The sequence below is a fragment of the Bartonella australis AUST/NH1 genome (assembly GCF_000341355.1).
In the GTDB taxonomy this organism is placed as follows: domain Bacteria; phylum Pseudomonadota; class Alphaproteobacteria; order Rhizobiales; family Rhizobiaceae; genus Bartonella; species Bartonella australis.
Window position 1 is genome coordinate 159,824 of the sequence record NC_020300.1, and the last position, 21,961, is coordinate 181,784.

At 42.9% G+C, this 21,961-nt stretch carries 19 protein-coding genes; 1 reads left to right on the plus strand and 18 read right to left on the minus strand.

Annotated features, from left to right (window positions below; genetic code table 11):
* Positions 1 to 42: 42 nt before the first annotated feature.
* Positions 43 to 2,244 (minus strand): polyribonucleotide nucleotidyltransferase, encoded by a 2,202-nt coding sequence (pnp, locus tag BANH1_RS00730; RefSeq protein WP_015397540.1) that lies wholly within the window; start codon positions 2,242 to 2,244, stop codon positions 43 to 45.
* 235 nt (positions 2,245 to 2,479) lie between these two features.
* Positions 2,480 to 2,749 (minus strand): 30S ribosomal protein S15, encoded by a 270-nt coding sequence (gene rpsO / locus BANH1_RS00735; protein WP_015397541.1) that lies wholly within the window; start codon positions 2,747 to 2,749, stop codon positions 2,480 to 2,482.
* A 320-nt stretch (positions 2,750 to 3,069) separates the two neighbouring features.
* Between rpsO and BANH1_RS00740 the strand changes: the two genes are divergently transcribed.
* A complete protein-coding gene (locus BANH1_RS00740; RefSeq protein ID WP_015397542.1) occupies positions 3,070 to 4,692 on the plus strand; it encodes an MFS transporter in 1,623 nt (540 codons plus the stop codon).
* A gap of 72 nt (positions 4,693 to 4,764) precedes the next feature.
* Here BANH1_RS00740 and truB read toward each other — a convergent pair whose 3' ends face one another.
* The 16 genes from truB to tsaB all read right to left on the minus strand — a co-directional run bounded on the left by truB (position 4,765) and on the right by tsaB (position 21,557).
* Positions 4,765 to 5,724 (minus strand): tRNA pseudouridine(55) synthase TruB, encoded by a 960-nt coding sequence (gene truB, locus BANH1_RS00745; RefSeq protein ID WP_015397543.1) that lies wholly within the window; start codon positions 5,722 to 5,724, stop codon positions 4,765 to 4,767.
* Entirely contained in the window at positions 5,721 to 6,137 is a 417-nt protein-coding gene (rbfA, locus tag BANH1_RS00750; RefSeq protein ID WP_015397544.1) for a 30S ribosome-binding factor RbfA, read from the minus strand. Before rbfA ends, truB begins: the two co-directional genes overlap by 4 nt.
* A gap of 128 nt (positions 6,138 to 6,265) precedes the next feature.
* Positions 6,266 to 8,803, minus strand: coding sequence for a translation initiation factor IF-2 (gene infB / locus BANH1_RS00755; RefSeq protein WP_015397545.1), 2,538 nt, complete (start codon positions 8,801 to 8,803; stop codon positions 6,266 to 6,268).
* Entirely contained in the window at positions 8,800 to 9,435 is a 636-nt protein-coding gene (locus tag BANH1_RS00760) for an RNA-binding protein (protein WP_015397546.1), read from the minus strand. Before BANH1_RS00760 ends, infB begins: the two co-directional genes overlap by 4 nt.
* Positions 9,428 to 11,050 carry a transcription termination factor NusA gene (gene nusA / locus BANH1_RS00765; protein ID WP_015397547.1) on the minus strand — a complete coding sequence of 541 codons (1,623 nt, stop codon included), beginning with the start codon at positions 11,048 to 11,050 and terminating at the stop codon, positions 9,428 to 9,430. Before nusA ends, BANH1_RS00760 begins: the two co-directional genes overlap by 8 nt.
* 109 nt (positions 11,051 to 11,159) lie before the next feature.
* Positions 11,160 to 11,726 carry a ribosome maturation factor RimP gene (rimP, locus tag BANH1_RS00770; RefSeq protein WP_015397548.1) on the minus strand — a complete coding sequence of 189 codons (567 nt, stop codon included), beginning with the start codon at positions 11,724 to 11,726 and terminating at the stop codon, positions 11,160 to 11,162.
* A gap of 154 nt (positions 11,727 to 11,880) precedes the next feature.
* The gene (trmB, locus tag BANH1_RS00775) at positions 11,881 to 12,582 is read right to left on the minus strand and encodes a tRNA (guanine(46)-N(7))-methyltransferase TrmB (protein WP_015397549.1); all 702 of its coding nucleotides are present in this window, start codon (positions 12,580 to 12,582) and stop codon (positions 11,881 to 11,883) included.
* The gene (metK, locus tag BANH1_RS00780; RefSeq protein ID WP_015397550.1) at positions 12,579 to 13,847 is read right to left on the minus strand and encodes a methionine adenosyltransferase; all 1,269 of its coding nucleotides are present in this window, start codon (positions 13,845 to 13,847) and stop codon (positions 12,579 to 12,581) included. The genes trmB and metK overlap by 4 nt, the downstream gene beginning before the upstream one ends.
* A gap of 133 nt (positions 13,848 to 13,980) precedes the next feature.
* Positions 13,981 to 14,394 carry a helix-turn-helix domain-containing protein gene (locus BANH1_RS00785; protein WP_015397551.1) on the minus strand — a complete coding sequence of 138 codons (414 nt, stop codon included), beginning with the start codon at positions 14,392 to 14,394 and terminating at the stop codon, positions 13,981 to 13,983.
* Between the two features lie 137 nt (positions 14,395 to 14,531).
* On the minus strand, positions 14,532 to 16,166 hold the full coding sequence (gene lnt, locus BANH1_RS00790; RefSeq protein ID WP_041582871.1) for an apolipoprotein N-acyltransferase: 1,635 nt from the start codon (positions 16,164 to 16,166) through the stop codon (positions 14,532 to 14,534).
* Positions 16,129 to 17,145 carry a hemolysin family protein gene (locus tag BANH1_RS00795; protein WP_015397553.1) on the minus strand — a complete coding sequence of 339 codons (1,017 nt, stop codon included), beginning with the start codon at positions 17,143 to 17,145 and terminating at the stop codon, positions 16,129 to 16,131. Before BANH1_RS00795 ends, lnt begins: the two co-directional genes overlap by 38 nt.
* 101 nt (positions 17,146 to 17,246) lie before the next feature.
* Positions 17,247 to 17,723 (minus strand): rRNA maturation RNase YbeY, encoded by a 477-nt coding sequence (ybeY, locus tag BANH1_RS00800; protein ID WP_015397554.1) that lies wholly within the window; start codon positions 17,721 to 17,723, stop codon positions 17,247 to 17,249.
* Between the two features lie 52 nt (positions 17,724 to 17,775).
* On the minus strand, positions 17,776 to 18,843 hold the full coding sequence (locus BANH1_RS00805) for a PhoH family protein (protein WP_015397555.1): 1,068 nt from the start codon (positions 18,841 to 18,843) through the stop codon (positions 17,776 to 17,778).
* 130 nt (positions 18,844 to 18,973) lie between these two features.
* The gene (miaB, locus tag BANH1_RS00810; RefSeq protein WP_041582874.1) at positions 18,974 to 20,350 is read right to left on the minus strand and encodes a tRNA (N6-isopentenyl adenosine(37)-C2)-methylthiotransferase MiaB; all 1,377 of its coding nucleotides are present in this window, start codon (positions 20,348 to 20,350) and stop codon (positions 18,974 to 18,976) included.
* Positions 20,351 to 20,382: 32 nt separating this feature from the next.
* Complete coding sequence (gene rimI, locus BANH1_RS00815) at positions 20,383 to 20,874, minus strand: ribosomal protein S18-alanine N-acetyltransferase (RefSeq protein ID WP_015397557.1); 492 nt, start codon at positions 20,872 to 20,874, stop codon at positions 20,383 to 20,385.
* A complete protein-coding gene (gene tsaB / locus BANH1_RS00820) occupies positions 20,874 to 21,557 on the minus strand; it encodes a tRNA (adenosine(37)-N6)-threonylcarbamoyltransferase complex dimerization subunit type 1 TsaB (protein ID WP_015397558.1) in 684 nt (227 codons plus the stop codon). Before tsaB ends, rimI begins: the two co-directional genes overlap by 1 nt.
* Positions 21,558 to 21,961: the final 404 nt, after the last annotated feature.

Here is a 21,961-nt window from a genome sequence, read left to right on the forward strand (position 1 = left end):
TTTCCACGTTTATACGGCATTTTGTCCTGCGTAAAAAAAGGATTAATCTTCTTTTTTCTTACGACGTCGTTTATTTTCAGATTGTTTTTTTTCCTCAGTGTCGCTTTCTTTTTCTGTTTTTATCAAGTCGTCACAGACAATTTCTTGTCCAGTTTTCTGATCGACAACCTTCATCGACAAGCGAATTTTGCCACGTTCATCAAAGCCTATTAATTTAACCCACACCTTATCGCCCTCTTTAACAACATCGATTGTTTTAGCTACTCGTTCTGATGTAAGTTGGGAAATATGAACGAGCCCATCGCGTGAGCCGAAAAAATTAACAAATGCACCAAATTCTGCGGTTTTCACAACTGTTCCCTGATAGACGGCACCGACTTCAGGTTCATCAACAATCGAATGAATCCATCGTTTTGCTGCTTCAATAATTTTAGCATCTGTTGAAGCAATCTTAATCGTCCCGTCATCTTCAATATTAATTTTAGCGCCAGTTTGTTCAACAATTTCTCGAATTACCTTCCCACCGGAGCCGATAACATCACGGATTTTATCTACAGAGATGTTCATGACCTCAATACGTGGAGAAAATTCGCTGAGTTCACCACGTGCACTCGTTAAAGCTTTTGCCATTTCACCAAGAATATGGATTCGTCCATCTTTGGCTTGTTCAAGTGCTATTTTCATAATCTCTTCGGTAATGCCGTCAATTTTGATGTCCATCTGCAAAGCAGTGATACCATTTTCTGTGCCTGCTACTTTAAAATCCATGTCACCAAGATGATCTTCATCGCCTAGAATATCGGATAAAACAGCAAAACGTTCACCTTCTTTAATTAAGCCCATCGCAATACCGGCAATGGGACGTGCTAACGGAACGCCGGCATCCATCAAAGCAAGCGAAGTCCCACAAACAGTTGCCATAGAAGAAGATCCATTTGATTCTGTAATTTCTGATACGGTACGAATAGTGTAGGGGAAAGATTCTCTTGTTGGCAGCATTGGATGAATAGCGCGCCACGCTAATTTACCGTGACCAATTTCACGGCGGCCGGGGGAACCAATACGCCCCGTTTCACCTACTGAAAAAGGTGGAAAATTGTAATGAAGTAGGAATGTTTCCTTATACATACCCGTCAATGAATCTATATATTGTTCGTCTTCGCTCGTCCCCAGAGTTGTTACTACAAGCGCTTGTGTTTCACCGCGGGTAAATAATGCTGATCCATGTGTACGAGGAAAAATACCAACTTCTGATTTGATTGGACGCACGGTTGAAAGATTGCGTCCGTCAATGCGTTTTCCAGTATCAAGAATATTTTGTCGAACAATCATCGCTTGCAAATTTTTGAAGACGGTTGCAATTTGATCTACGCTAAAATCACAATTTTCTTCCATTTTTGGTCTGAATTCATTGATGATTTCTGTTTTAATGGCATCGATTGCAGCATACCGCTCTTGTTTGTCTGTAATCGCGTAAGCTTTGCGCAGATCCTGCTCTGCCATTTTAAGCATAGTTTTTTCGAGATCAGATAGATCTTCAGGAGTGAAATCGCGAGGTTCTTTCGCGGCTACTTCTGCAAGTTTTATGATAGCGTCGAGAACGGGCTGAAAGCCTTTTTGGCCAAATATGACTGCTCCTAGCATTACGTCTTCAGGCAGTTCTTGCGCTTCTGATTCGACCATTAGCACAGCACTTTCCGTTCCAGCGACGACAAGATCGAGTTTTGATTCGGGCATTTCATCGATGTTAGGATTGAGGATATATTGTCCGTTACAATAACCGACACGAGCGCCCGCGATGGGGCCCATAAAAGGGACACCTGATAGGGTTAATGCAGCGGAAGACGCTATCATTGCTAGAATATCGGGATTATTTTCTAAATCGTGTTGTATAACAGAAACGATTATCTGAGTGTCATTTTTGTATCCATCAACAAAGAGGGGACGGATTGGGCGATCAATCAAACGCGAAATTAATGTTTCATTCTCGTTTGGGCGCCCTTCACGTTTAAAATAACCGCCAGGTATTTTACCGACGGCATAGGCTTTTTCTTGATAATTGACAGTAAGCGGAAAAAAGTCCTGATCTGGTTTCGCACTTTTTGCTGAAACAACAGTCGCTAAAACAACGGTTTCGCCGTAAGTAGCGATGACTGCACCATCAGCTTGACGTGCAATTTTCCCCGTTTCGATGGTAAGTGGCCGACCGGCCCATTCAATTTCTACCTTATGGGTTTTAAACATTTTTTATCCTTAATGGCCAGTGTTCACATTTTGGTTTTGAGTGTTGCGTTTCAGCTCAAGGCAAGACAGCAAGACGCTTTTGCTTTTGCGCGGAGAGAGAAGTAAACCGCAACGCAGACGCGAAGCAACTGGCAAACCTGCCTTATGACTACTTTTCACCAACCTTTGACCGAAAGCAACAAACCGAAGCACGCAGGTGGACTTTTTTGTAAAAAAATGCCCAACCACTTTCCTTTTATCGACGCAGGCCTAATTTTTTAATAAGCGTTTGGTAGCGGTCTTGGTCGATTCTTTTAAGATAATCGAGAAGGCGGCGGCGCTGAGAGACCATCTTTAAAAGGCCTCGGCGGGAGTGATTATCCTTTTTGTGAGATTTAAAGTGGTCGGTCAAATTGGAAATGCGTTCAGACAGAACAGCAACTTGCACCTCGGGTGATCCTGTGTCACCGGTTTTCGTTGCGTATTCTGCGATAATAGCTTGTTTACGTTCAGCCGTAATCGACATCGTGTCATCCTTTCAAAAAACGAGGAAACCCCAGACGCCCACAGCCGAGATGTCGTTCAGCAGGGGTCCGCGAGACAACGAGAAGAGCGAAAACGCCCTCTCGCTTATGCGTTTATACAAGAAAGAAAGTAAAAATGCTAGCCCTTGAGAACTTCTTGCAAGCTTTATTTGGTGGGTGATATTGCTTCAGAAATACCATTTTAGCTTATTTATGAAAAAGTTTTGTAAAAATAGATATTCTATTTGACTGGGAGCTTGCAGCTTTACAGAGTGTGTTTATGGTAAAAAAGAAAATGAGTTGCCGGGGTTGGAGACAAAAAATGCCAAAAAATTCGATATTAGGTCTTTTTCAGAATAAAACGTTCCGAAATTTGTGGTCTGCTACCCTTGTATTTAATTTAGGAGGGCTCGTCCAAGTTGTGGGAGCGGGGTGGCTAATGACGTCGATCAGTTCTTCGCATTCTATGGTAGGGCTTGTCCAAAGTTCTATAACATTACCGCTCGTTATTTTTTCTTTGATGGCAGGGGCGTTAGCCGATAATTTTAATCGACGCCAGATTATGCTTTCCGCGCAGATTATGATGATGATTGTGGCAATTAATCTGACTATTTTGTCCTTGATGGGTCTGATAACGCCTTGGCTTTTATTGTGCTTTACGTTTTTGATTGGATGCGGGGGTGCTTTTTATAATCCCCCTTGGCAGGCGACGATAGGAGATATTGTAGGCAGAGAAGATATTCCTTCTGCTGTTAGTTTGAATAGTGTTGGTTTTAATTTAATGCGCAGTATAGGCCCCGCCATCGGAGGAATGATTGTCGCGACTTTAGGTGGTACCGCAGCGTTTTTATTCAATGCTATGAGTTATATTCCCTTAATTGTTACTTTATTTCTATGGAAGCCAGATTATGTGAGCAATACGCTGCCGCGAGAGAGGCTTTTGGGAGCTGTGTCGGATGGTATACGCTATGTCTCTATGTCGCCTAATCTCTTAAATATTATGACAAGGGCGTTCTTATTTGGCGCTGGGGCTATTTCAATTTTTGCGTTATTACCGATTGTAGTGCGTGGAATCCTTGGGGGAAATGCGCTTCTTTACGGTACGTTACTTGGGTGTTTCGGCGTAGGAGCAATTACAGCTGGCGTTGTTAATTCGTTTATAAGGCGTCATTTGAGTCCAGAGACAATCATCGCAAGTGCATTTATCGGAGTCGCTTTTTCTTGCTTTTTTTTGGCGACAAGTCGTTCATTAATTGTGAGTCACCTTGTTTTATTTCCCGCTGGGTTATGCTGGGTTTTAGCGTTATCACTATTTAATACATCAGTACAACTCTCCACTCCACGGTGGGTCGTTGCGCGCGCGTTGGCACTTTATCAAACAGCGTCTTATGGCGGTATGGCGGTTGGAAGCGCAATCTGGGGAATTGTTGCCGATAATTATTCTCCAGTAGTCGCTTTGAGTGTCTGCGCAATATTCTTAATTTTGGGCGCTATTGCAGGACTAAAATTTAAAATTCAAGAAATTCCTCGGATAAATCTAGAGCCGCTTGATCATTTTAGAGAGCCAGAGCTTTTACTCGATTTAAAAGCGCGTAGCGGCCCAATCATGATTATGGTTACTTATCAAATCAGTGAAAATGATCTTGAGGAATTTCTTGAAGTTATGACGCGTCGCCGCCATATTCGTTTGCGTGATGGCGCTCGTCAATGGGTCCTTTTACGTGATCTTGAAAGACCAGAGCATTGGACAGAAGCTTATCATATGCCAACATGGGTGGATTATTTACGTCATAATTATCGTCGCATACAGGCAGATGCGGAGGTTAATAAGCACCTTAAGCGGTTGAATTGTGCACCTAATGGCATAAAAGTGCGCCGCATGATTGAGCGGCAGACGGTACCGCACGCCAAAGAAATGCATTTGAAGCCTTCTATTGATCAATGACTTTGATGGCAAAAGATCAGATACGACGCTATAAATGCAGCTTTACTGTAGAAAGGGGTTTTTTTCATACCGCTAAAGTGTGAAGATTCGTTTTGGTCTGAATTGATTCTCATCAAGGGCACCTATAGCGAGAAGCTGGCCTTTGTAGGTCACATAAACATCATTTACATCAATGAGTGTATTTTGATTATATAAGGATATTGGATTGCCTGTTTTAACATACTGGGCTTGAACTTCGTTAAGTGCATAATGTGATAGGCAATTTAACGCGCTTTCGGTCTCAATTAGTAATCTGTCAAGCGCAGAAAAATCTTTCTTGGAAAGCTCCTGATTTTTATCTGTTCCGCCCTCATAGCGTGCTTCTTCTTCTAGTTTGTTCCACGTAATAAGGTCATCTGCATTAAAAGGCGCTACTGCGGTACGGCGCAGATCAGCAATATATCCGTAACAACCAAGATCACGGCCCATATCACGCGCTAAGGAGCGCACATAAGTTCCTTTCCTGCACGTTATTTCAAAGATAGAATGTCCCTGAACAGTAGTTTCGACGAGTTTGAAGGTATCAATTTTTACTTGGCGGGGCAAAATTTCAACAGTCTTACCTTCACGTGCCAGGTCATAAGCGCGGTTACCAGCAATTTTGATCGCTGAAAATTGCGGTGGTGTTTGAAAAATAACACCTATATATTTAGGTAAAAGGGATAGGATATCTTCTTGTGTAGGGCGTTTGGGGGATATTTTAGTAATTTCACCTTCTAGATCGTCTGTGGAACGTTCCTCTCCCCAAGCTACACGAAAATAATAAGTTTTGGCGCCTTCCATAACATAGGGGACAGTTTTAGTTGCCTCACCTAATGCAATAGGTAACATACCAGAAGCTAAGGGATCAAGCGTACCAGCGTGTCCCGCTTTTCGCGCTTCAAAGAGCCGTTTGATTTGCGAAACAGCTTCTGTTGATCTCATCCCTTTTGGTTTGTCAAAGATAACCCATCCAGAGACAGGGCGGCCTTTTTTTTTACGTTCCCGTGTCATGTTTTATAATCCTCAGCCTCATCATTTTTGCGAAGATCGCGTGCCACCTCAGGCGACCGGAGCAAAGCATCAATTTTTGCAAAATTGTCAAAACTGTTATCAAGTCGAAAACGCAGCTCAGGCATGTACTTCATTTGCCGTAACGGGCGGCTAATTTCTCTACGAATAAAACGGCTATGTTTATTTAAGACGCTGATGATATCGGCTTCGGGAGCATCAACAACAGTGTTGAGAGGAGAAATAAAGCAGGTGGCGATTTTTAGATCCGGTGACATACGTACTTCGGAGACAGAAATAACGACATCTTTTAAGACATCGTCAAATAAAATACCTCGCTGAAATATATGAGCTAAAGCGTGGCGAACCTGTTCTCCCACTCTTAGTTGTCGTTGTGACAGGCTTGCATTCTTCATCAAAACCGTTACCTTTTTCGCGATAGCCGCTTCCTTTATCGTCTCAAAAACGAAAAAGGATAGAGGCACTCCGCGTGAAACTTAAAAATCCCCTTCATTTAATAAAAAGGAGGGCAGTTGGGTTATTTTTACAATGTACGATTAATATGCTCGATTCGGAAGGCTTCAATGATGTCGCCTGCACGTATATCTTCGTAATTTTCAAATGCCATCCCACATTCCTGACCGGCGTGCACTTCACTAACTTCGTCTTTAAATCGTTTCAAAGTCTTAAGTTTTCCTTCGTGAATAACAATGTTGTCGCGAATAAGACGCACACCGATTCCCCGCTCTATTTTTCCTTCTGTAACTCTGCAACCAGCAACTTTCCCTATTTTTGTAATGCTGAACACTTCGAGAATTTCAGCGTTCCCAATGAAGGTTTCGCGCTGTTCTGGCGAAAGCAATCCCGACATAGTTGCTTTTATATCATCGACAAGATCATAGATGATGTTGTAGTAGCGGATTTCAATTCCTTGCGTTTTGGCTGAATCACGTGCTTGTTTATTAGCTCGCACATTAAAGCCGATAACAACAGAATTAGAAGCTTCAGCGAGAGAAATATCACTCTCAGTAATGCCCCCCGCACCGGAATGCACGATACGTGCACGCACTTCCTCGTTCCCTAATTTTTCTAATGCCGAAGCAATTGCTTCAATCGACCCTTGGACATCTCCTTTAATAATAAGCGGAAATTCTTTTATGCCGGTGGTTTTTAATTTCGTCATCATTTGTTCAAGAGAACTACGAGAACTGGTTTGCCGAGCTACAGCTTTATCACGTGCTAATCGTTGACGATATTGGGCAATCCCGCGTGCTTTCGCTTCGTTAATTACAACCGCAAAGCGGTCACCGGCCTGTGGTGTTCCTTGCATACCTAAAATTTCTATTGGTGTAGAAGGTTCAGCTTCCTTTATATGATGACCATGATCATTAATCAAAGTACGAATCCGCCCCCATTCATTGCCTGCAACGATGATATCGGAAGAGCGTAATGTGCCTTTTTGAACGAGAACAGTCGCAACAGGACCGCGTCCTCGATCAAGTTTGGCTTCAATAACAATACCTTCTGCTGTGCGTTCCGGATCTGCTTTGAGGTCGAGAATTTCAGCTTGAAGGAGAATAGCTTCCAAAAGTTTATCAAGATTTTGGTTAGTTTTGGCAGAAACCTCCACTTCCAGAGTTTCACCGCCCATAGATTCGACAATAACTTCATGTTGTAGTAGCTCTGTACGTACTTTTTGCGCGTCAGAAGCTGGTTTATCAATTTTGTTAATAGCAACGATGATAGGCACGCCAGCAGCTTTTGCATGATTAATTGATTCAACTGTTTGGGGCATGACGCTATCATCAGCGGCTACGACTAAAACAGCAATATCAGTAACGCGGGCGCCACGGGCACGCATTGCTGTGAAAGCAGCATGTCCTGGCGTATCGATAAAGGTGATTTTTTGATTATTTTGTTCAACTTGATAAGCGCCTATATGCTGTGTAATACCACCTGCTTCGCCAGAGACGACATTAGCTTCGCGGATAGCATCAAGAAGAGAGGTTTTCCCATGGTCAACGTGGCCCATAATTGTCACGACTGGCGGACGTTTTCGCATTTTTTGGGGATTATCTCCTACATTGAAAATGCCTTCTTCTACGTCAGACTCCGATACACGCTTCACTGTATGGCCAAATTCAGCGGCGATGAGTTCAGCAATATCTGCATCAATAACATCACCCGGCTTCATCATCTGTCCCTGCTTCATTAAAAATTTAATGACGTCAACAGAGCGTTCAGCCATACGTTGCGCAAGTTCTTGGATAGTGATAGTTTCTGGAAGAATAACCTCACGAGAAATTTTTTCCCGGGGTTCTTGGTTTTGTGCGCGTTTAAATTTTTCTTGTCTACGGCGCATTGCAGCCATCGAGCGGCCGCGCGCGTTGCCTTCTTCATCTAATGCGCTATTGAGGGTAAGTTTTCCACGACGTCGTTCGTCAGCACCTTTTATAATTTTGGGAGCGCGTACTTCCGATTTAGCGAGATTAGTGCGTCGATTATGTTTGTCTTCATCTTTATTTTCATCCGCGGTACGTTTTTCAACTGAGGCCGCATTTTTCAAGGGGAGAGCAATTTCCGCCGATTCTGCAAGTTCTTTCACAGAAGCTGAAGAGGAAAGGGGTGGGGTCGGGGTTTGTGGGATATTTTCATTTTCTTGCTGCATTTCTACTTCTTGGATAGCCTGCAGACGTGAGTTTTCTTCAAATTTTTTGGCCCGTTTTTCTTGTTCTTCGGCTCGCTCGCGCATGATCTTTTCTTGGATATGCGCTTCTTCTAAAGCACGAAATCTCGCCTCCATTTCAGCGGATGAAAGATTGCTTTGAGGAACCGGTTTATCAGGCGCTGCTTCTTCAAATCGTTGTTTAGGGCGCGGAGCTACATGCGGCTTAGTAATAGTAGGCTGTGGCACCTCAATTTTGTCATCAGGGCGCGCGATTTTGCGCCGTTTAGTTTCGACAACCACAGCTTTTGTACGGCCATGACTAAAATTTTGTTTGACTGTACCGGTTTCCAGTCCCGACCGCTTCAAGGTCAGAGTCCTCTTGACTGTTATTTTGTCGTTATCACTTTCACTCATTGTATTTCCTTCGCGACTTTTGCCGTTATCTCACCAGATTTATCACACTTATCACCACGATAGGCGATTAGTTTGTGCATCGTCGTGAGAAATCCGTCCGCAGCCTTCATATTCAGTAAGGCTGCATGTATCACAGGATTAGTACCAAAAGCCATACTCATTTCATCACTTGTCAATAAAGATATGGTTTCCACATTCTGATTTTTTTGCTGCTGTATTGCACAGATAGCCTGCGAAATTTTCCGTTTTCCATTCTCAGCAGCTTCTTTTGCATGGAGGACAAGAATGACCTGGCCAGAGCGAATAGCCGCATCGATTTTGGTTGAGCCCGTAACGACAGCGCCCGCTTTTCGCGCCATAGAAAGACTACCAAGGGTGGCTTTTAGCAAAAGTTTATCTACTATATCGGCTAGGTCTGGAACAGCTTCAACATCTTCCTTTAAATTTTTGCTAAAAGCCCTGCGTTTGATTGCCTCTTCAATAGTTGTGCGGTGAGCAGAGACCCAGACACCACGACCAGGCAAATTGCCTTTAAGATCTGGAATAATTTGATTATTCGGACCGACGACGAAACGGATCAACCTCGCTGTTGGAGCACTTTTTTTTGTTATAATGCAGGTCCTCTCATTCATTTAAAGTGTGCTCCGCGTCCAAGTTATCTGTTTTTTTGTTTTCTGAAGAATCTTCAGTGACAATATCAGATTGGTCTATCCAACCTGCTTGAACACGTGCCGCTAAAATCATAGCTTCTGCATCGGCGCGTGTAACATCAAACGGGGTTAAAATGCCAGAAAAATTCTGTATTTGACCTTCTTTACGCTCTCGCCAGCCGGCTAAATCATCAACCGCGTATCCCGCAAAGTCTTCCATTGTTTTGACGCCATCTTTACCAATAGCGACTAACATAGCGCTTGTCATACCAGGAAGCTTTCGTAATTCGTCAGCAACGCCCAACTCTTTACATTGTTCGTCCAGCTCTTTTTCTTTGCGTTGTAAATATTCACGCGCGCGGCTTTGGATCTCCGCGGCAGTTTCATGATCAAAACCATCGATGGAAGCAATTTCTCCAAGATCAACGTAGGCAACTTCTTCAATTGAGGCGAAACCTTCCGATGCCATAACTTGCCCAATCATTTCGTCAACATCTAATGATTCCATAAAAAGTTTACTACGTTCAGTAAATTCTTTTTGACGATTTTCGGATTCTTCTTGTTCAGTTAGGATATCAATGTTCCACCCCGTTAATTGCGAAGCCAAACGAACATTTTGCCCACGCCGGCCGATAGCGAGGCTAAGCTGATCGTCGGGGACGACAACCTCAATACGTTCTGCATCTTCATCGAGCACAACTTTCGAAACTTCAGCGGGCTGTAACGCATTGACGATAAATGTTGCGGCGTCAGGTGACCAAGGAATAATATCGATTTTTTCGCCTTGTAATTCTGCTACGACGGCCTGAACACGGCTCCCTCTCATTCCAACGCACGCTCCAACGGGGTCAATTGAGCCATCGCGTGAGACAACAGCGATCTTAGCACGTGAACCTGGGTCACGGGCTACAGATTTAATTTCTATAATACCGTCGTAAATCTCTGGCACTTCCATAGTAAACAGTTTGGCCATGAATTGAGGGTGTGTGCGTGAAAGAAAAATTTGCGGACCTCGCAATTCGCGGCGTACATCGTTGACAAAGGCCCGAATACGATCTCCATAGCGGAAAGATTCGCGTGGGATTAATTCATCACGTCGTACAATAGCTTCTCCGCGTCCTAGATCAACGATAATGTTGCCATATTCTACACGTTTAACTACACCAGAGATGATTTCACCAATTTTATCTTTGAACTCTTCATATTGGCGATCACGTTCTGCGTCGCGTACTTTTTGCACAATAACTTGTTTTGCGGACTGCGCTGCGATGCGTCCAAAATCCATAGGAGGTAAAAGATCAGAAAGAAAATCGCCGGTTTTTATATCTGCTTGATATTTTAATGCGTCGGGTAAAGCGATTTCGGTTGTATAATCCTCGACGACGTCGACAACTTTAAGTAGACGTTGTAATTTAATCTCACCCGTTTTGGAGTTGATTTCAGCGCGGATATTAGTTTCTTGACCATAACGAGAACGAGCTGCTTTCTGAATAGCATCGGCCATTGCAGAAATAACGATTTCGCGGTCGATCGACTTTTCGCGCGCAACAGCGTCTGCGATTTGCAAAAGTTCGAGCTTATTAGCGCTTGTGACCATCAATTTTCTCCTTGTTTATACTACGCGAGGGACGTGAGTACCGCCGGTGTTAATTTTTACAGTTTGCCCCTAGTTTTGAAACACTGAGATTATTTTTGGAGGTCAACTGTTAATGTAAATCTTTATTTTTCTTAAATGCGTCGCGAATAAGCTCGTCTGTAAGAACTAAATGCGCATTTATAACATCAGAAAAGGGGATAGAAACATGCGATACTCCTCCATAAGCGGCCTCATCTATACTTAAGGTGAGGCCATTTTGCGTAGTATCTTCGAGTATACCACGGAATTTTTTATGCCCATCAATTATTACTTTGGTTTCAATTTTTACGACATGTCCTCGCCAACGAAAGAAATCAGATTTTCTCACCAACGGACGATTAATTCCGGGGGATGAGATTTCTAAGTGATATTTATGTTCAATGACATTTTGCACATCAAGAAGAGGCGAAATAGTTCGACTAACGGTTTCACAATCTTCTATTGTCATCGTGCCGTCAACACGTTCAGCCATAATTTGAAGCGTCAAGCCATTTAAGCTGAGAAGTCTCACGCGAACTAAACGAAAGCCCAAAGGCTTAAGCAACGGTATGATGAGGTTAGCAATACGCGCCTCAGCACCATCTTCTTCAAATAGACGCACTTCGTTAATATCGCTCGTTCTTTCAGTTTCATCCATACGTTCATCCAAATTGTTCTTATCATTCCCACGACATTAAAAAAGAGCGGGTCCAACACGGCCCACTCTCCCTATCACAAGATCAAGAATTCGGCTCTTTATACTCTCGGATTCAAAATTTTTCAAGCTGTTTGTGATGAAAGCATCTCGCTACTTATTTCTTAATAAAAGTGAGATAAGCAGGAGTCCTGCCTTCGCGCAAAGCTTTTGCTTCATAGCGGGTGCCTGGCCACAGTGGATAAGGGATCTTCCAATCTTCAGGATTTTCTGCTTGCCATTCAAAGCTGTCGTGGTATGCACAATGGTATAGCGTCCAGTTCACGTAAGTGTCTATATCGCTGACAAAGCGCAATTTTTTACCTATTTTAAGAACTCTTGAAAACCGATCGAGGTTTTTTACGTTAATAAAGCGCCGTTTCCAATGCTTTTTTTTAGGCCATGGATCAGGATAGAGTAAATCTATTCCATCGAGTGATGCGTCAGGTAGCCAATCAAGAAGATGCGTGGCGTCATCATCATAAAGGCGTAAATAATTTTGATGCTTTTTACTCTGTTCGATATACGCTAATAATTTCGCCATGCCATTGGTGAAGGGTTCGATACCAATAAATCCTGTTTGCGGGAAACATTCCATCTCGTGAAGTAAGTGCTCGCCTCCACCAAAGCCGATTTCGAGTCGGATTTCTTTTACTTCACTGGAAAATAAAGATGTTAGATCTGTGGGTGCAGGTTTGTTTAAATCAATGTTGAGAATCGGAAGAAGAGTTTGCATACGCGCAAGTTGATTATCACGTAACTGTTTTCCACGCCGGCGACCAAAAAAGGCCTCACTTATACGTCCTTGATGTACAATCATGGTATTTTAACTATTGTTTTAAGAGTTTTAATGAGATCAGTTTTTTCCCATGAAAATGAGCCATCGCGTTCTGGTTTGCGGCCGAAATGGCCATAAGCAGACGTTTTAGTGTAAATAGGTTTATTGAGGTCAAGGTGTCTACGAATGCCTGTTGGTGAAAGGTCCATTATTTTGCGAATTGCTTCTTCGAGAACATCTTCGCTCACTTTTCCTGTTCCGTGAAAATTAAGGTAAATGGAAACTGGCTGTGCGATGCCAATCGCGTAAGAAAGTTGGATAGTGCACCGTTCTGCTAAACCGGCTGCGACGATATTTTTGGCCAAATATCGTGCAGCATAAGCCGCCGAACGATCAACTTTTGTGGTGTCTTTTCCCGAAAAAGCCCCGCCGCCGTGGGGAGCTGCTCCACCATAAGTATCAACAATGATTTTGCGGCCGGTTAATCCTGCATCGCTTTTGGGACCACCGACGACAAATTTTCCTGTTGGATTAATATACCAGCTGCATTGATCAGAAATAGGAATATCCTGTAAAGCTTGACGAATATAGGGTTCAACCACTGTACGTACTTTATTTGAATCCCAATTTTCATCTAAATGCTGTGTTGAAAGAACAATCGATGTGACCTCTGCGGGTTTCCCATTTTTATACCGTATTGTGATTTGGCTTTTGGCATCTGGTCCCAGTTTTTTAGTTTCTCCTTCTTTCTGATGACGGGCCGCAGCGAGTAATTTTAAGATCTTATGTGCATAATAAATTGGTGCAGGCATGAGATCTGGGGTTTCGCGACAAGCATATCCGAACATAATACCTTGATCGCCTGCTCCTTCTTCGCCTCGGCGATCTACTGCGTTATCGACTCCTTGTGCAATATCAGCCGATTGCGGGCGCAAGAGAACATCAATCTTAACTGTTTTCCAGTGAAAGCCTTCTTGTTCATAACCAATAGCGCGGATAGCACGGCGTGTGACTGCGCGAAAACGGGTAGGATTAATAACAGGGAAACCAGATTCATCATAGACAAAATTACCGTTTTTATCTTTTTTAAAGAATGTATTCGGCACACGTACTTCACCGGCAATAACAACACGATTTACGCTGACCAAAGTTTCACACGCGATTCGCACCAACCACGGATCAGTACCTGTTTTTCGGGATTCTCTATAGATCATGTCAACAATTTCGTCGGAAATACGGTCGCAAATTTTATCGGGGTGCCCTTCGGATACTGATTCACTGGTAAAGAGATAATCTCGGTGCGGCATGGAAACTTCCTTAAAAAAGAAAACCTATATTCTATTAATCGCGCAATAAAAGCTCCACCCTATTTGCCAACCCCACAGAAAATCGTCAATGCCAATTTGGGAAGGGATGTAAAAAGGATAGATGTATTTATTCTTAAAGCTCGTCTATTGGGTCTTCTTCAGAAAGAGCTTTTGCTAAATCAATGATTTTTCGACGCACTTTAGAATCAGATATATTTGTAAAAGCACGCATCAACTGGATTCCCTCACTACTGGAGCAAAAATCCATAAAATTGCTATCATCTTCAGAAAAGCCTTCTACGGGTTTGGCGCTGGTTCCTTTATCGAAAAAATAAGAAACAGGGACATCCATAATTTCTGCAATCGCTTGAAGACGGCTCGCACCGACGCGATTTGTACCTTTTTCATATTTTTGAACCTGTTGAAAAGTGATGCCAAGCTTCTCACCTAGTTTTTCCTGAGTCAAGCCTAATATATTACGACGCAAACGGATACGGGTTCCAACGTAAACATCTATTGGATCAGGTTTTTTTCTAGTTTCGGCCATAATGCAACTCTTTATTTTCAGTACTTCGCCTCTAAACCGACAACAGTAACACGCTGGGTCAGTTTATCATAAAATCAAAATATTTCCCCAACGCTACCCGTATGCACAACATAATATCGTGCACAAGCACTCAATCATTAAAGCTGTTTTGTAGAACCAAAACTAAAACGGCACAATAGCATAAGAATGAATAAGATGAAAGTGAAGAATATTCTGTATTCATTGCTCCATATGGGGATAATCGGCGCTGGAATCGGCAAATCGAGGACACCCACAGCATTTTGTTTAAGAGTGGTAATAGCTCGCCCATAGGGATCAACAACGGCTGATATTCCATTATTAGCTGCTCGGATGAGGGGTATTCCCAACTCAACAGCACGGAGTTGCGCTTGTTGAAAGTGTTGGTACGGGCCGGGCGTCACGCCAAACCACGCGTCATTTGTAATATTAATAATTGCTTGAGGCGAAGGATTTGTGAAAGTAATTTCATTAGGGAATATGGCTTCATAGCAAATGAGTGGCAGATAGGAAAAACCGTTTGGCATTGTTACAACTTTACGCTCAGTGGCTGCGCTATATCCACCAACATCATCAGCGAGGGCGCGTAATCCAATTTTGTCGAATAAATTTTGATAAGGGAGATATTCACCAAAAGGGACTAAATGTAATTTATCAGAAGTGTTAAGAATATCACCCTTAGCGTCAATAACTGCGATTGTGTTAAAATATTGCGTTTGGGTGTTAGATGGGTCGCGATTAATTCGTACAGCACCTATAATAGCCCATTGTTGGGACTTGAGAACAGAGGCAATGCGCATTGTTACAGAGGAGTTATTATCGAGGATGTATGGAACAGATGCCTCTGGCCATACGATAAAGTCGGGTTCGGGATTTTTGTTGACCGTTCGTGTTGTGCTTAAGTTTATATGGGTTGCGAATACAGCTTCTTGTGCGGTGTCATTTAATCTCACATTTTGTTGGACGGAAGGCTGAACGATGCGCACCCAAAAACGGCTGCTTGTTTGATAATCAGCTATGTCAGGTGCCATATGTAGGCGGTAAAATCCGAAGCCGCTATGGATTAATATAAGGAAGAAACAAAGAAAAAGAGCCAATCGCTTCTTTTCGTCTGTCAATAACACAGCAGGGAGACTGTAGGTTAAAACAGCGAGAATATTCATTCCATAAAGTCCAACGATTGCATCTGATTGCATGAGGACCGGTATCGGCATAGCTGTATAACCAAGAGCATTCCACGGAAAACCTGTGAATAAGGTAGCGCGCAGCCACTCAGCTAATCCCAATGCAAAAGCTAAGACGAAGAAACGTGTTATTCCCTTTGTCCACAAAAAACCGGCAATGAAGCCGGAAAAAAACCAATAAAGGGCGAGGTAAATTGGCGGGCCCAAAATAGCAAACGGCAACGCCCAAGCAAAAGTAGATGGGTCTATTAATAAGGCATTGGTCAACCACCAAAGGCTGCAAACAAAATAACCGATGCCAAAATTTCCACAAGTCAGTGCACTTATTAGAAGGCGTTTTTTTGTATTTTGGGTAGTATTCACTGAATCGAGTAAGACGACGAAGACAGGAAAAGTTAAAAAATTGATAGGTGTTAAATAAAAAGGGGGGAGCGTAAAAGATGTAAGCGCGCCGCACAGAAAGGCAACCGCCTGCCGTTTCCAGCCGGTTAAAGAAGACAATAGGAACGTAAATTTAGTTAAAAACACTTGATCATCCTTCAGGAATAGTGTTTCCCTCAAGATGTTCATTTTTGGGGATACGAAGAATGCGTAACCGCTTAATTCGGCGCTTATCGGCTTCTAAAATGCGAAATTGGTAACCGGGTATAGCTTCAATAATTTCACCTTTTGAAGGAATACGGTCAAGAATAGAAACGATCAAGCCGCCGATAGTATCGACTTCCTCACCATATTCTCCAACGACGAAATCAGGACCCAGAGCTTTTTCTACATCTTCTAATTCAGTTTTTGCATCAACGAGCCATTTATTATCGGGTTCGCAGATAATAACATTGTCAGCATTATCATGTTCATCTTCGATATCACCGACGACTAATTCAACAATATCTTCTATAGAAACCAAACCATCTGTGCCACCATACTCATCAATGACCAAAGCCATTTGTGTTCGTGTAGCTTGCATACGTGTTAATAATTGGCTTGCAAGCATAGAACCAGGAACAAACAGAACTGTTCGAATGAGGTTTAGCTCGCTGATAGGCTTATGTAAATCTGCGTGGCTTAATTGGAGCAAATCGAATTTCTGTTTATCCTCGGTCGAGCCCGTCATAAAGCGGGTCATATAGTTCAGGATATCGCGGATATGGATCATACCTCGCGGATCATCTAAAGTTTCAGCGTAAACGGGCATGCGGGAATGGCCAATTTTTTCGAAATATTTTAGGACTTCTCCAAGAGAGGAGCTTATTTCTAACGCTTCAATTTCAGAACGCGGAATCATAATATCGTCGACACGCGCTTCATGCAAACGTAGAATATTATGTAACATAACGCGCTCTTCAGGTGAAAAGGGCTTTGTGCCTTTCTCGTTATCGGCAGCTAGCACGTCAGTAAAGTTATCGCGCAATGATGCACGATTACGGCCACGTAAGAACGAGAATAAATGGCCCAACAGTGAGTCTTTTCTTGTATGATTTGCCCGCTGAGAGGGATCTTCGGTGTTAGGGGGTATCTGGCTGTTATTTTGTGTATTAACTTTATCCACCATGGTTCTAAAATCTTTTAAATTTTCTTTTTATAACAGACGTACGAGACATCGCAGGCTTTGTAAATATAATGCTTGTTTTTAAAAATCCGCTTTTTAGCATTTTAACATAGTTCAGTATAGGGATCTTTTATAGAAAGCTTTCGAAGAATTTCTCTCTCTAACTCTTCCATTTGATCAGCTTCATCGTTTGTTTCATGATCATAACCAAGAAGATGGAGGACACCATGGACAATCATATGCGTCAAATGATCCCGAAATGATTTTCCTTCTTTTTCTGCTTCACGCATAACGGTTTCTCGCGCGATGATAATATCACCGAGCATCGGCCCGGGGCGTTGCCCAGCTTTTAAAGGGAAAGCAGGAAAAGATAAAACATTAGTGGGTTTATTCTTATCGCGCCATCGCGCGTTAATCTGCGCCATACGCTCATCGTCGGTGAAAAGCAGACTAAGCTCGCTTGTTACTTTATTAAACGAAAAATGCTGCATCGTGGCGGTCAGTACTTTTTCACTGATATCATAAAGTACCCCCTTACTCCCCCATTTAGCGCTCTGAATGGTTATATCAATAATAATCATAACGAGCCCGGCTCATTTTTTGGTAAGAAGCACCAAACTAGCATTCTTTTTTTCATTCATCAGAATCACGAGCATAAGCACGAACAATGGCAGCAACAAGAGGGTGGCGCACGACATCTTTTTCACCAAAATGAACGACCGCGATATTTTTTATGTGTGAGAGAATACGGGTCGCCTCTATTAAACCCGATTTTTGTCCTGCGGGCAAGTCAATTTGACTTACATCGCCTGTTACAACCATTCTTGCTCCTTCTCCAAGACGTGTAAGGAACATTTTCATCTGCATAGGGGTGGTGTTTTGTGCTTCGTCAAGAATAATAGCTGAATGAGTCAGTGTCCGCCCGCGCATAAAAGCTAAAGGAGCGATTTCTATAACTCCAGAAGCTAAAACACGCTCTACTTTTCCAGCAGGCATTATATCATAAAGAGCATCGTAGAGCGGTCGTAAATAGGGGTCAACTTTTTCTTTAAGGTCACCGGGGAGGAAGCCAAGCTGTTCTCCCGCTTCGACAGCGGGACGCGATAGAATAATTCGTTCGATAATACCGCGTTCTAGGAGCATTGCTGCGTAAGCAACAGCGAGGTACGTTTTACCGGTTCCCGCTGGACCTACACCAAAAACAAGCTCAGCACATTCCATCGCTCGTATATAAGCGTTTTGTGCTGGGGTGCGGGCGTGGATCGTTTTTTTATAGGCACTCAAGCGCGCTGGTGCGTGTTTTGCTGAAAATCGGTTTATTTGGGGTGATTCTTGCTGTTTATCTGACAAATTTGCCATATTAATTGCGCCCTCTGTATCCGATAACGTGAGCTCTTGATTGGTTTTCGCTCGTTCATAGAGTTGATTTAGCGCGTATTGTGCGCGTTTTACGGCAGTGGTTCCTCCACGGATCAAAATTTCGTTCCCGCGTGGACAAATATAAAGCCCGAGCTTTTGCTCAATATAGGTAAGATTTTCATCAAATTTACCAAAAACTACCTTTGCGTAGTTATTATCGTCAAAAGTTAAAATAACATGATCGCTGTCCAATGCGTTAGCTTTTTCAGTGACAGCAATATTGTCAGAGGAAATACTTATTTTTTTTTGAATGCGGTTTAGTTTTTGGGTTGATCCCTTCAACCTTTTCTCCTGTATTTGTTAAATATGACGGATTTTGGGGATGAACGCCAGTAAAGGCAATAGCTGCCTCTTAGAGACCGTAAACCCGATAATAGTTTTCTTCTTTGAAATTGATACTTTAAAGGCATTTTCATGCATTAACTTTTTCACCAACAAAACTGTTTGAGCTTGCATCTTTAATATAAATTGCCATAACCGTACCCGCGGCAGCTTGTGTGTTCACTACAACGGGTAGGAGCCAAGGTGAACGGCCCACTACTTGTCCGGAGTGGCGGCCAGATTTTTCGATGAGGACATCTGTTGTTTGCCCAATTTTAGAGCGTAAGAACGCATGTTGTTGATCAAGAAGTAGTGCCTGCAAACGCTGAAGGCGAGAATTTTTTACTGCTTCATCAACGTGGTTTTTCATTGTTGCACTAAGTGTTCCAGGCCGGGGTGAATATTTGAAAGAATATGCTGAACTGTAGCCTACTTGCTCAACGAGCTTCATGGTTTCTTCGAAATCTTCGTCGGTCTCACCTGGAAATCCCACAATAAAATCCCCTGAAAAAGCAATATCGGGCCGCGCAGCGCGAATTTTCTCAATAATATGAAGATAATGGGTGCTTTTGTGCTGACGGTTCATCGCTTTTAGAATACGGTCTGAACCTGATTGAACAGGAAGGTGCAAGTAAGGCATGAGCATATCAAGATCTCGGTGCGCGGCAATGAGGCTTTCGTCCATGTCACGTGGGTGACTCGTTGTATAACGTAAACGCTTTAGACCATCAAGTTTGGCGAGATGATAAAGCAAATCGCCGAGGCGCCAAGCTTTACCATCAGCACTTTGTCCGTGCCAACCATTGACATTTTGTCCGAGAAGCGTAATCTCCTTCACTCCTGCTTCGATAAGTTGGCGCGCTTCATAGGTAATTTGCTCGACAGACCGCGATACTTCGGCGCCTCGTGTGTAAGGAACAACGCAAAATGTGCAAAATTTGTCGCAACCCTCTTGTACCGTTAAAAACGCGCTGACGCCTCGTTGTCTTACGGCGCCTTTATTATGAGGTGGCAGGTAAGTATATTTATCTTCGACAGCGTAGCTCGTTTCGACGATTTTCTCTCCCCGTTTAACTTGCTTTAACAACTCTGGCAAGCGGTGGTACATTTGCGGCCCAATGACGAAATCCACGGTTGGCGCGCGTCGCAAAATTTCGCTGCCTTCGGCCTGTGCAACACAGCCGGTGACACCAATAATCAAGGGTTTTTCGGATACGCGCTCCCGACGCATGATCCGCAAGCGACCAAGATCAGAATAGAGTTTTTCTGCTGCTTTTTCACGGATATGGCAAGTATTGATCAAAATAAGATCGGCATCACTCGGTGTGTGCGTTGTAACGTAACCTTGTGCGCTCAGACTGTCATTCATTCGCTGACTGTCGTAGACATTCATTTGGCATCCATAGGTCTTGATAAAAACCTTTTTAGGAGCGGCAGAAGGCGCATTTTTAGAATTAATCCGATTCATAATTATGCTTCTAAACATTTTTTATGCAAACCTCAATCAGCTTGCGTGAAAGTTTTTTGCATAACGATTGCATTTATGCGGCCATTTTGTGATTGATAATAAGCAAGGCGCTTAGCAATTTTTTTAAATTTGAAACGTTGGTAAAGAGCTAAAGCAGGGAGATTAGTTTCTTCTACTTCTAGGAATAATTTGGCGGCGCGCTCAAAGTGTAGGCGACGGAGTATGCTGTCAATGAGCAAATAACCGATTCCTTGTTGGCGGCTATAAGGCTGGACAGCGATAGTAATAACTTCCGCTTCGTCAAGAATAAGGCGGCATAAGCAAAATCCTAAAATTTGAGTAGGTTTCCCGATGGGAGAGGCTTTATAACCGAAAATAGAGCGGTCCTGTAAAAAAGTATCGAATGTTCGTTCTTCCCAAGCTGGCGTAAAACAGTTTTGGTGAATTTCGTGAAGAAGGGTGCTGTCACCAGTTTGCAATGGTGCAATCCAAAAATGCTTTTTTGTTAACGAAAGTCTGGCCATTATTTTTTGAGCGGCAAAGAAAAATTAGTCTGTCGTTTTGCGTCAGCGCCGCGCAGATAGAGCGGACGAGGCGGAATTTGTGGTTGTTTATTTGCAGCAAGGCGGGCATAAGTTAAGATGTCAGCCGCTTCGCAAGATATTTGATTTGATGGGGTGATCGCGTCCAGTTTATTATTTTTAATGTACAGAGTAATGATTTCAGCTGCTGGGCCGGTTAATACGGTCTGTGGAGGCAGATCTGCAACAACATTTTCTAGTGTTTTTAAGCTGGGTTGGCTCAGAGTTATGAGATTTTTATCAAAATTCTGAAAATAGAACATTTCTCTACCGGCTTCAATAACAGCAGTGATGGCCGATGCGCTATTTTCACAAATTACTTGCGCAGCCAAGGCTTCCAGTGCACTTACTCCGATAGCGGGTACTTGTAAGGCTAGAGCTAAAGCTCTCGCGGCGGAAACACCTACACGTATACCCGTAAACGACCCCGGTCCGATATTCACGGCAATACGATCAACTTGATCAAGTGTGACATCAGCCTGGTTGGTTATTTGTATAATTTGGCTAATGAGTTTTTCGGCGTGACCTTTGTTCATACGTTCGCTGATGCGTGCAATAACAGACTTATGACGAACGAGCGCAACGGCGCAATAAATTGAAGCGGTGTCTATGGCAAGAATAAGCATGTGGACATTTTAGCCGAATATAATGCTAAACAAAAGGTCAGCTATAATTTTTCGGTATTTTTGGTTTGTTTACGCATTTTGCTGTTCTATCGGACAACATCATTTCTGAGATATTTCACGATACACTGCTGACATCTACTATGCCGCCACCCCACTTGTATGTTATCTCTGAAGGAAATACAATATTTTTCTTTTTTGAAACACGCGATAAGCGTTAACAATTTTAGGAAGCTGCGCTGTAAGCTTACTGTCAATAAAAGAGGGTCGTAACTGAAACAGGAGAGTTATCGTTGTTCTTTTATTTCTTTGTAAAATTTATCTACATAAAAGTCTAATATTGCGGCCTTTTATGTAGATAATTTTAAGCTTGGCCAAAATAAATAAAATGGGAAGACGGCATACGT

Bases quoted from the DNA above. Each gene is read 5' to 3' on its own strand.
- nusA (WP_015397547.1), bottom strand. From the start codon at position 11,050: ATGGTCACAAGCGCTAATAAGCTCGAACTTTTGCAAATCGCAGACGCT.
- rimI (WP_015397557.1), bottom strand. From the start codon at position 20,874: ATGGCCAGACTTTCGTTAACAAAAAAGCATTTTTGGATTGCACCATTG.
- rpsO (WP_015397541.1), bottom strand. From the start codon at position 2,749: ATGTCGATTACGGCTGAACGTAAACAAGCTATTATCGCAGAATACGCA.
- trmB (WP_015397549.1), bottom strand. From the start codon at position 12,582: ATGATTGTACATCAAGGACGTATAAGTGAGGCCTTTTTTGGTCGCCGG.
- BANH1_RS00760 (WP_015397546.1), bottom strand. From the start codon at position 9,435: ATGAATGAGAGGACCTGCATTATAACAAAAAAAAGTGCTCCAACAGCG.
- rimP (WP_015397548.1), bottom strand. From the start codon at position 11,726: ATGGATGAAACTGAAAGAACGAGCGATATTAACGAAGTGCGTCTATTT.
- ybeY (WP_015397554.1), bottom strand. From the start codon at position 17,723: ATGATTATTATTGATATAACCATTCAGAGCGCTAAATGGGGGAGTAAG.
- BANH1_RS00785 (WP_015397551.1), bottom strand. From the start codon at position 14,394: ATGGCCGAAACTAGAAAAAAACCTGATCCAATAGATGTTTACGTTGGA.
- infB (WP_015397545.1), bottom strand. From the start codon at position 8,803: ATGAGTGAAAGTGATAACGACAAAATAACAGTCAAGAGGACTCTGACC.
- metK (WP_015397550.1), bottom strand. From the start codon at position 13,847: ATGCCGCACCGAGATTATCTCTTTACCAGTGAATCAGTATCCGAAGGG.
- lnt (WP_041582871.1), bottom strand. From the start codon at position 16,166: ATGAACATCTTGAGGGAAACACTATTCCTGAAGGATGATCAAGTGTTT.
- rbfA (WP_015397544.1), bottom strand. From the start codon at position 6,137: ATGAAGAATGCAAGCCTGTCACAACGACAACTAAGAGTGGGAGAACAG.
- tsaB (WP_015397558.1), bottom strand. From the start codon at position 21,557: ATGCTTATTCTTGCCATAGACACCGCTTCAATTTATTGCGCCGTTGCG.
- BANH1_RS00795 (WP_015397553.1), bottom strand. From the start codon at position 17,145: ATGGTGGATAAAGTTAATACACAAAATAACAGCCAGATACCCCCTAAC.
- pnp (WP_015397540.1), bottom strand. From the start codon at position 2,244: ATGTTTAAAACCCATAAGGTAGAAATTGAATGGGCCGGTCGGCCACTT.
- BANH1_RS00740 (WP_015397542.1), top strand. From the start codon at position 3,070: ATGCCAAAAAATTCGATATTAGGTCTTTTTCAGAATAAAACGTTCCGA.
- miaB (WP_041582874.1), bottom strand. From the start codon at position 20,350: ATGAATCGGATTAATTCTAAAAATGCGCCTTCTGCCGCTCCTAAAAAG.
- truB (WP_015397543.1), bottom strand. From the start codon at position 5,724: ATGACACGGGAACGTAAAAAAAAAGGCCGCCCTGTCTCTGGATGGGTT.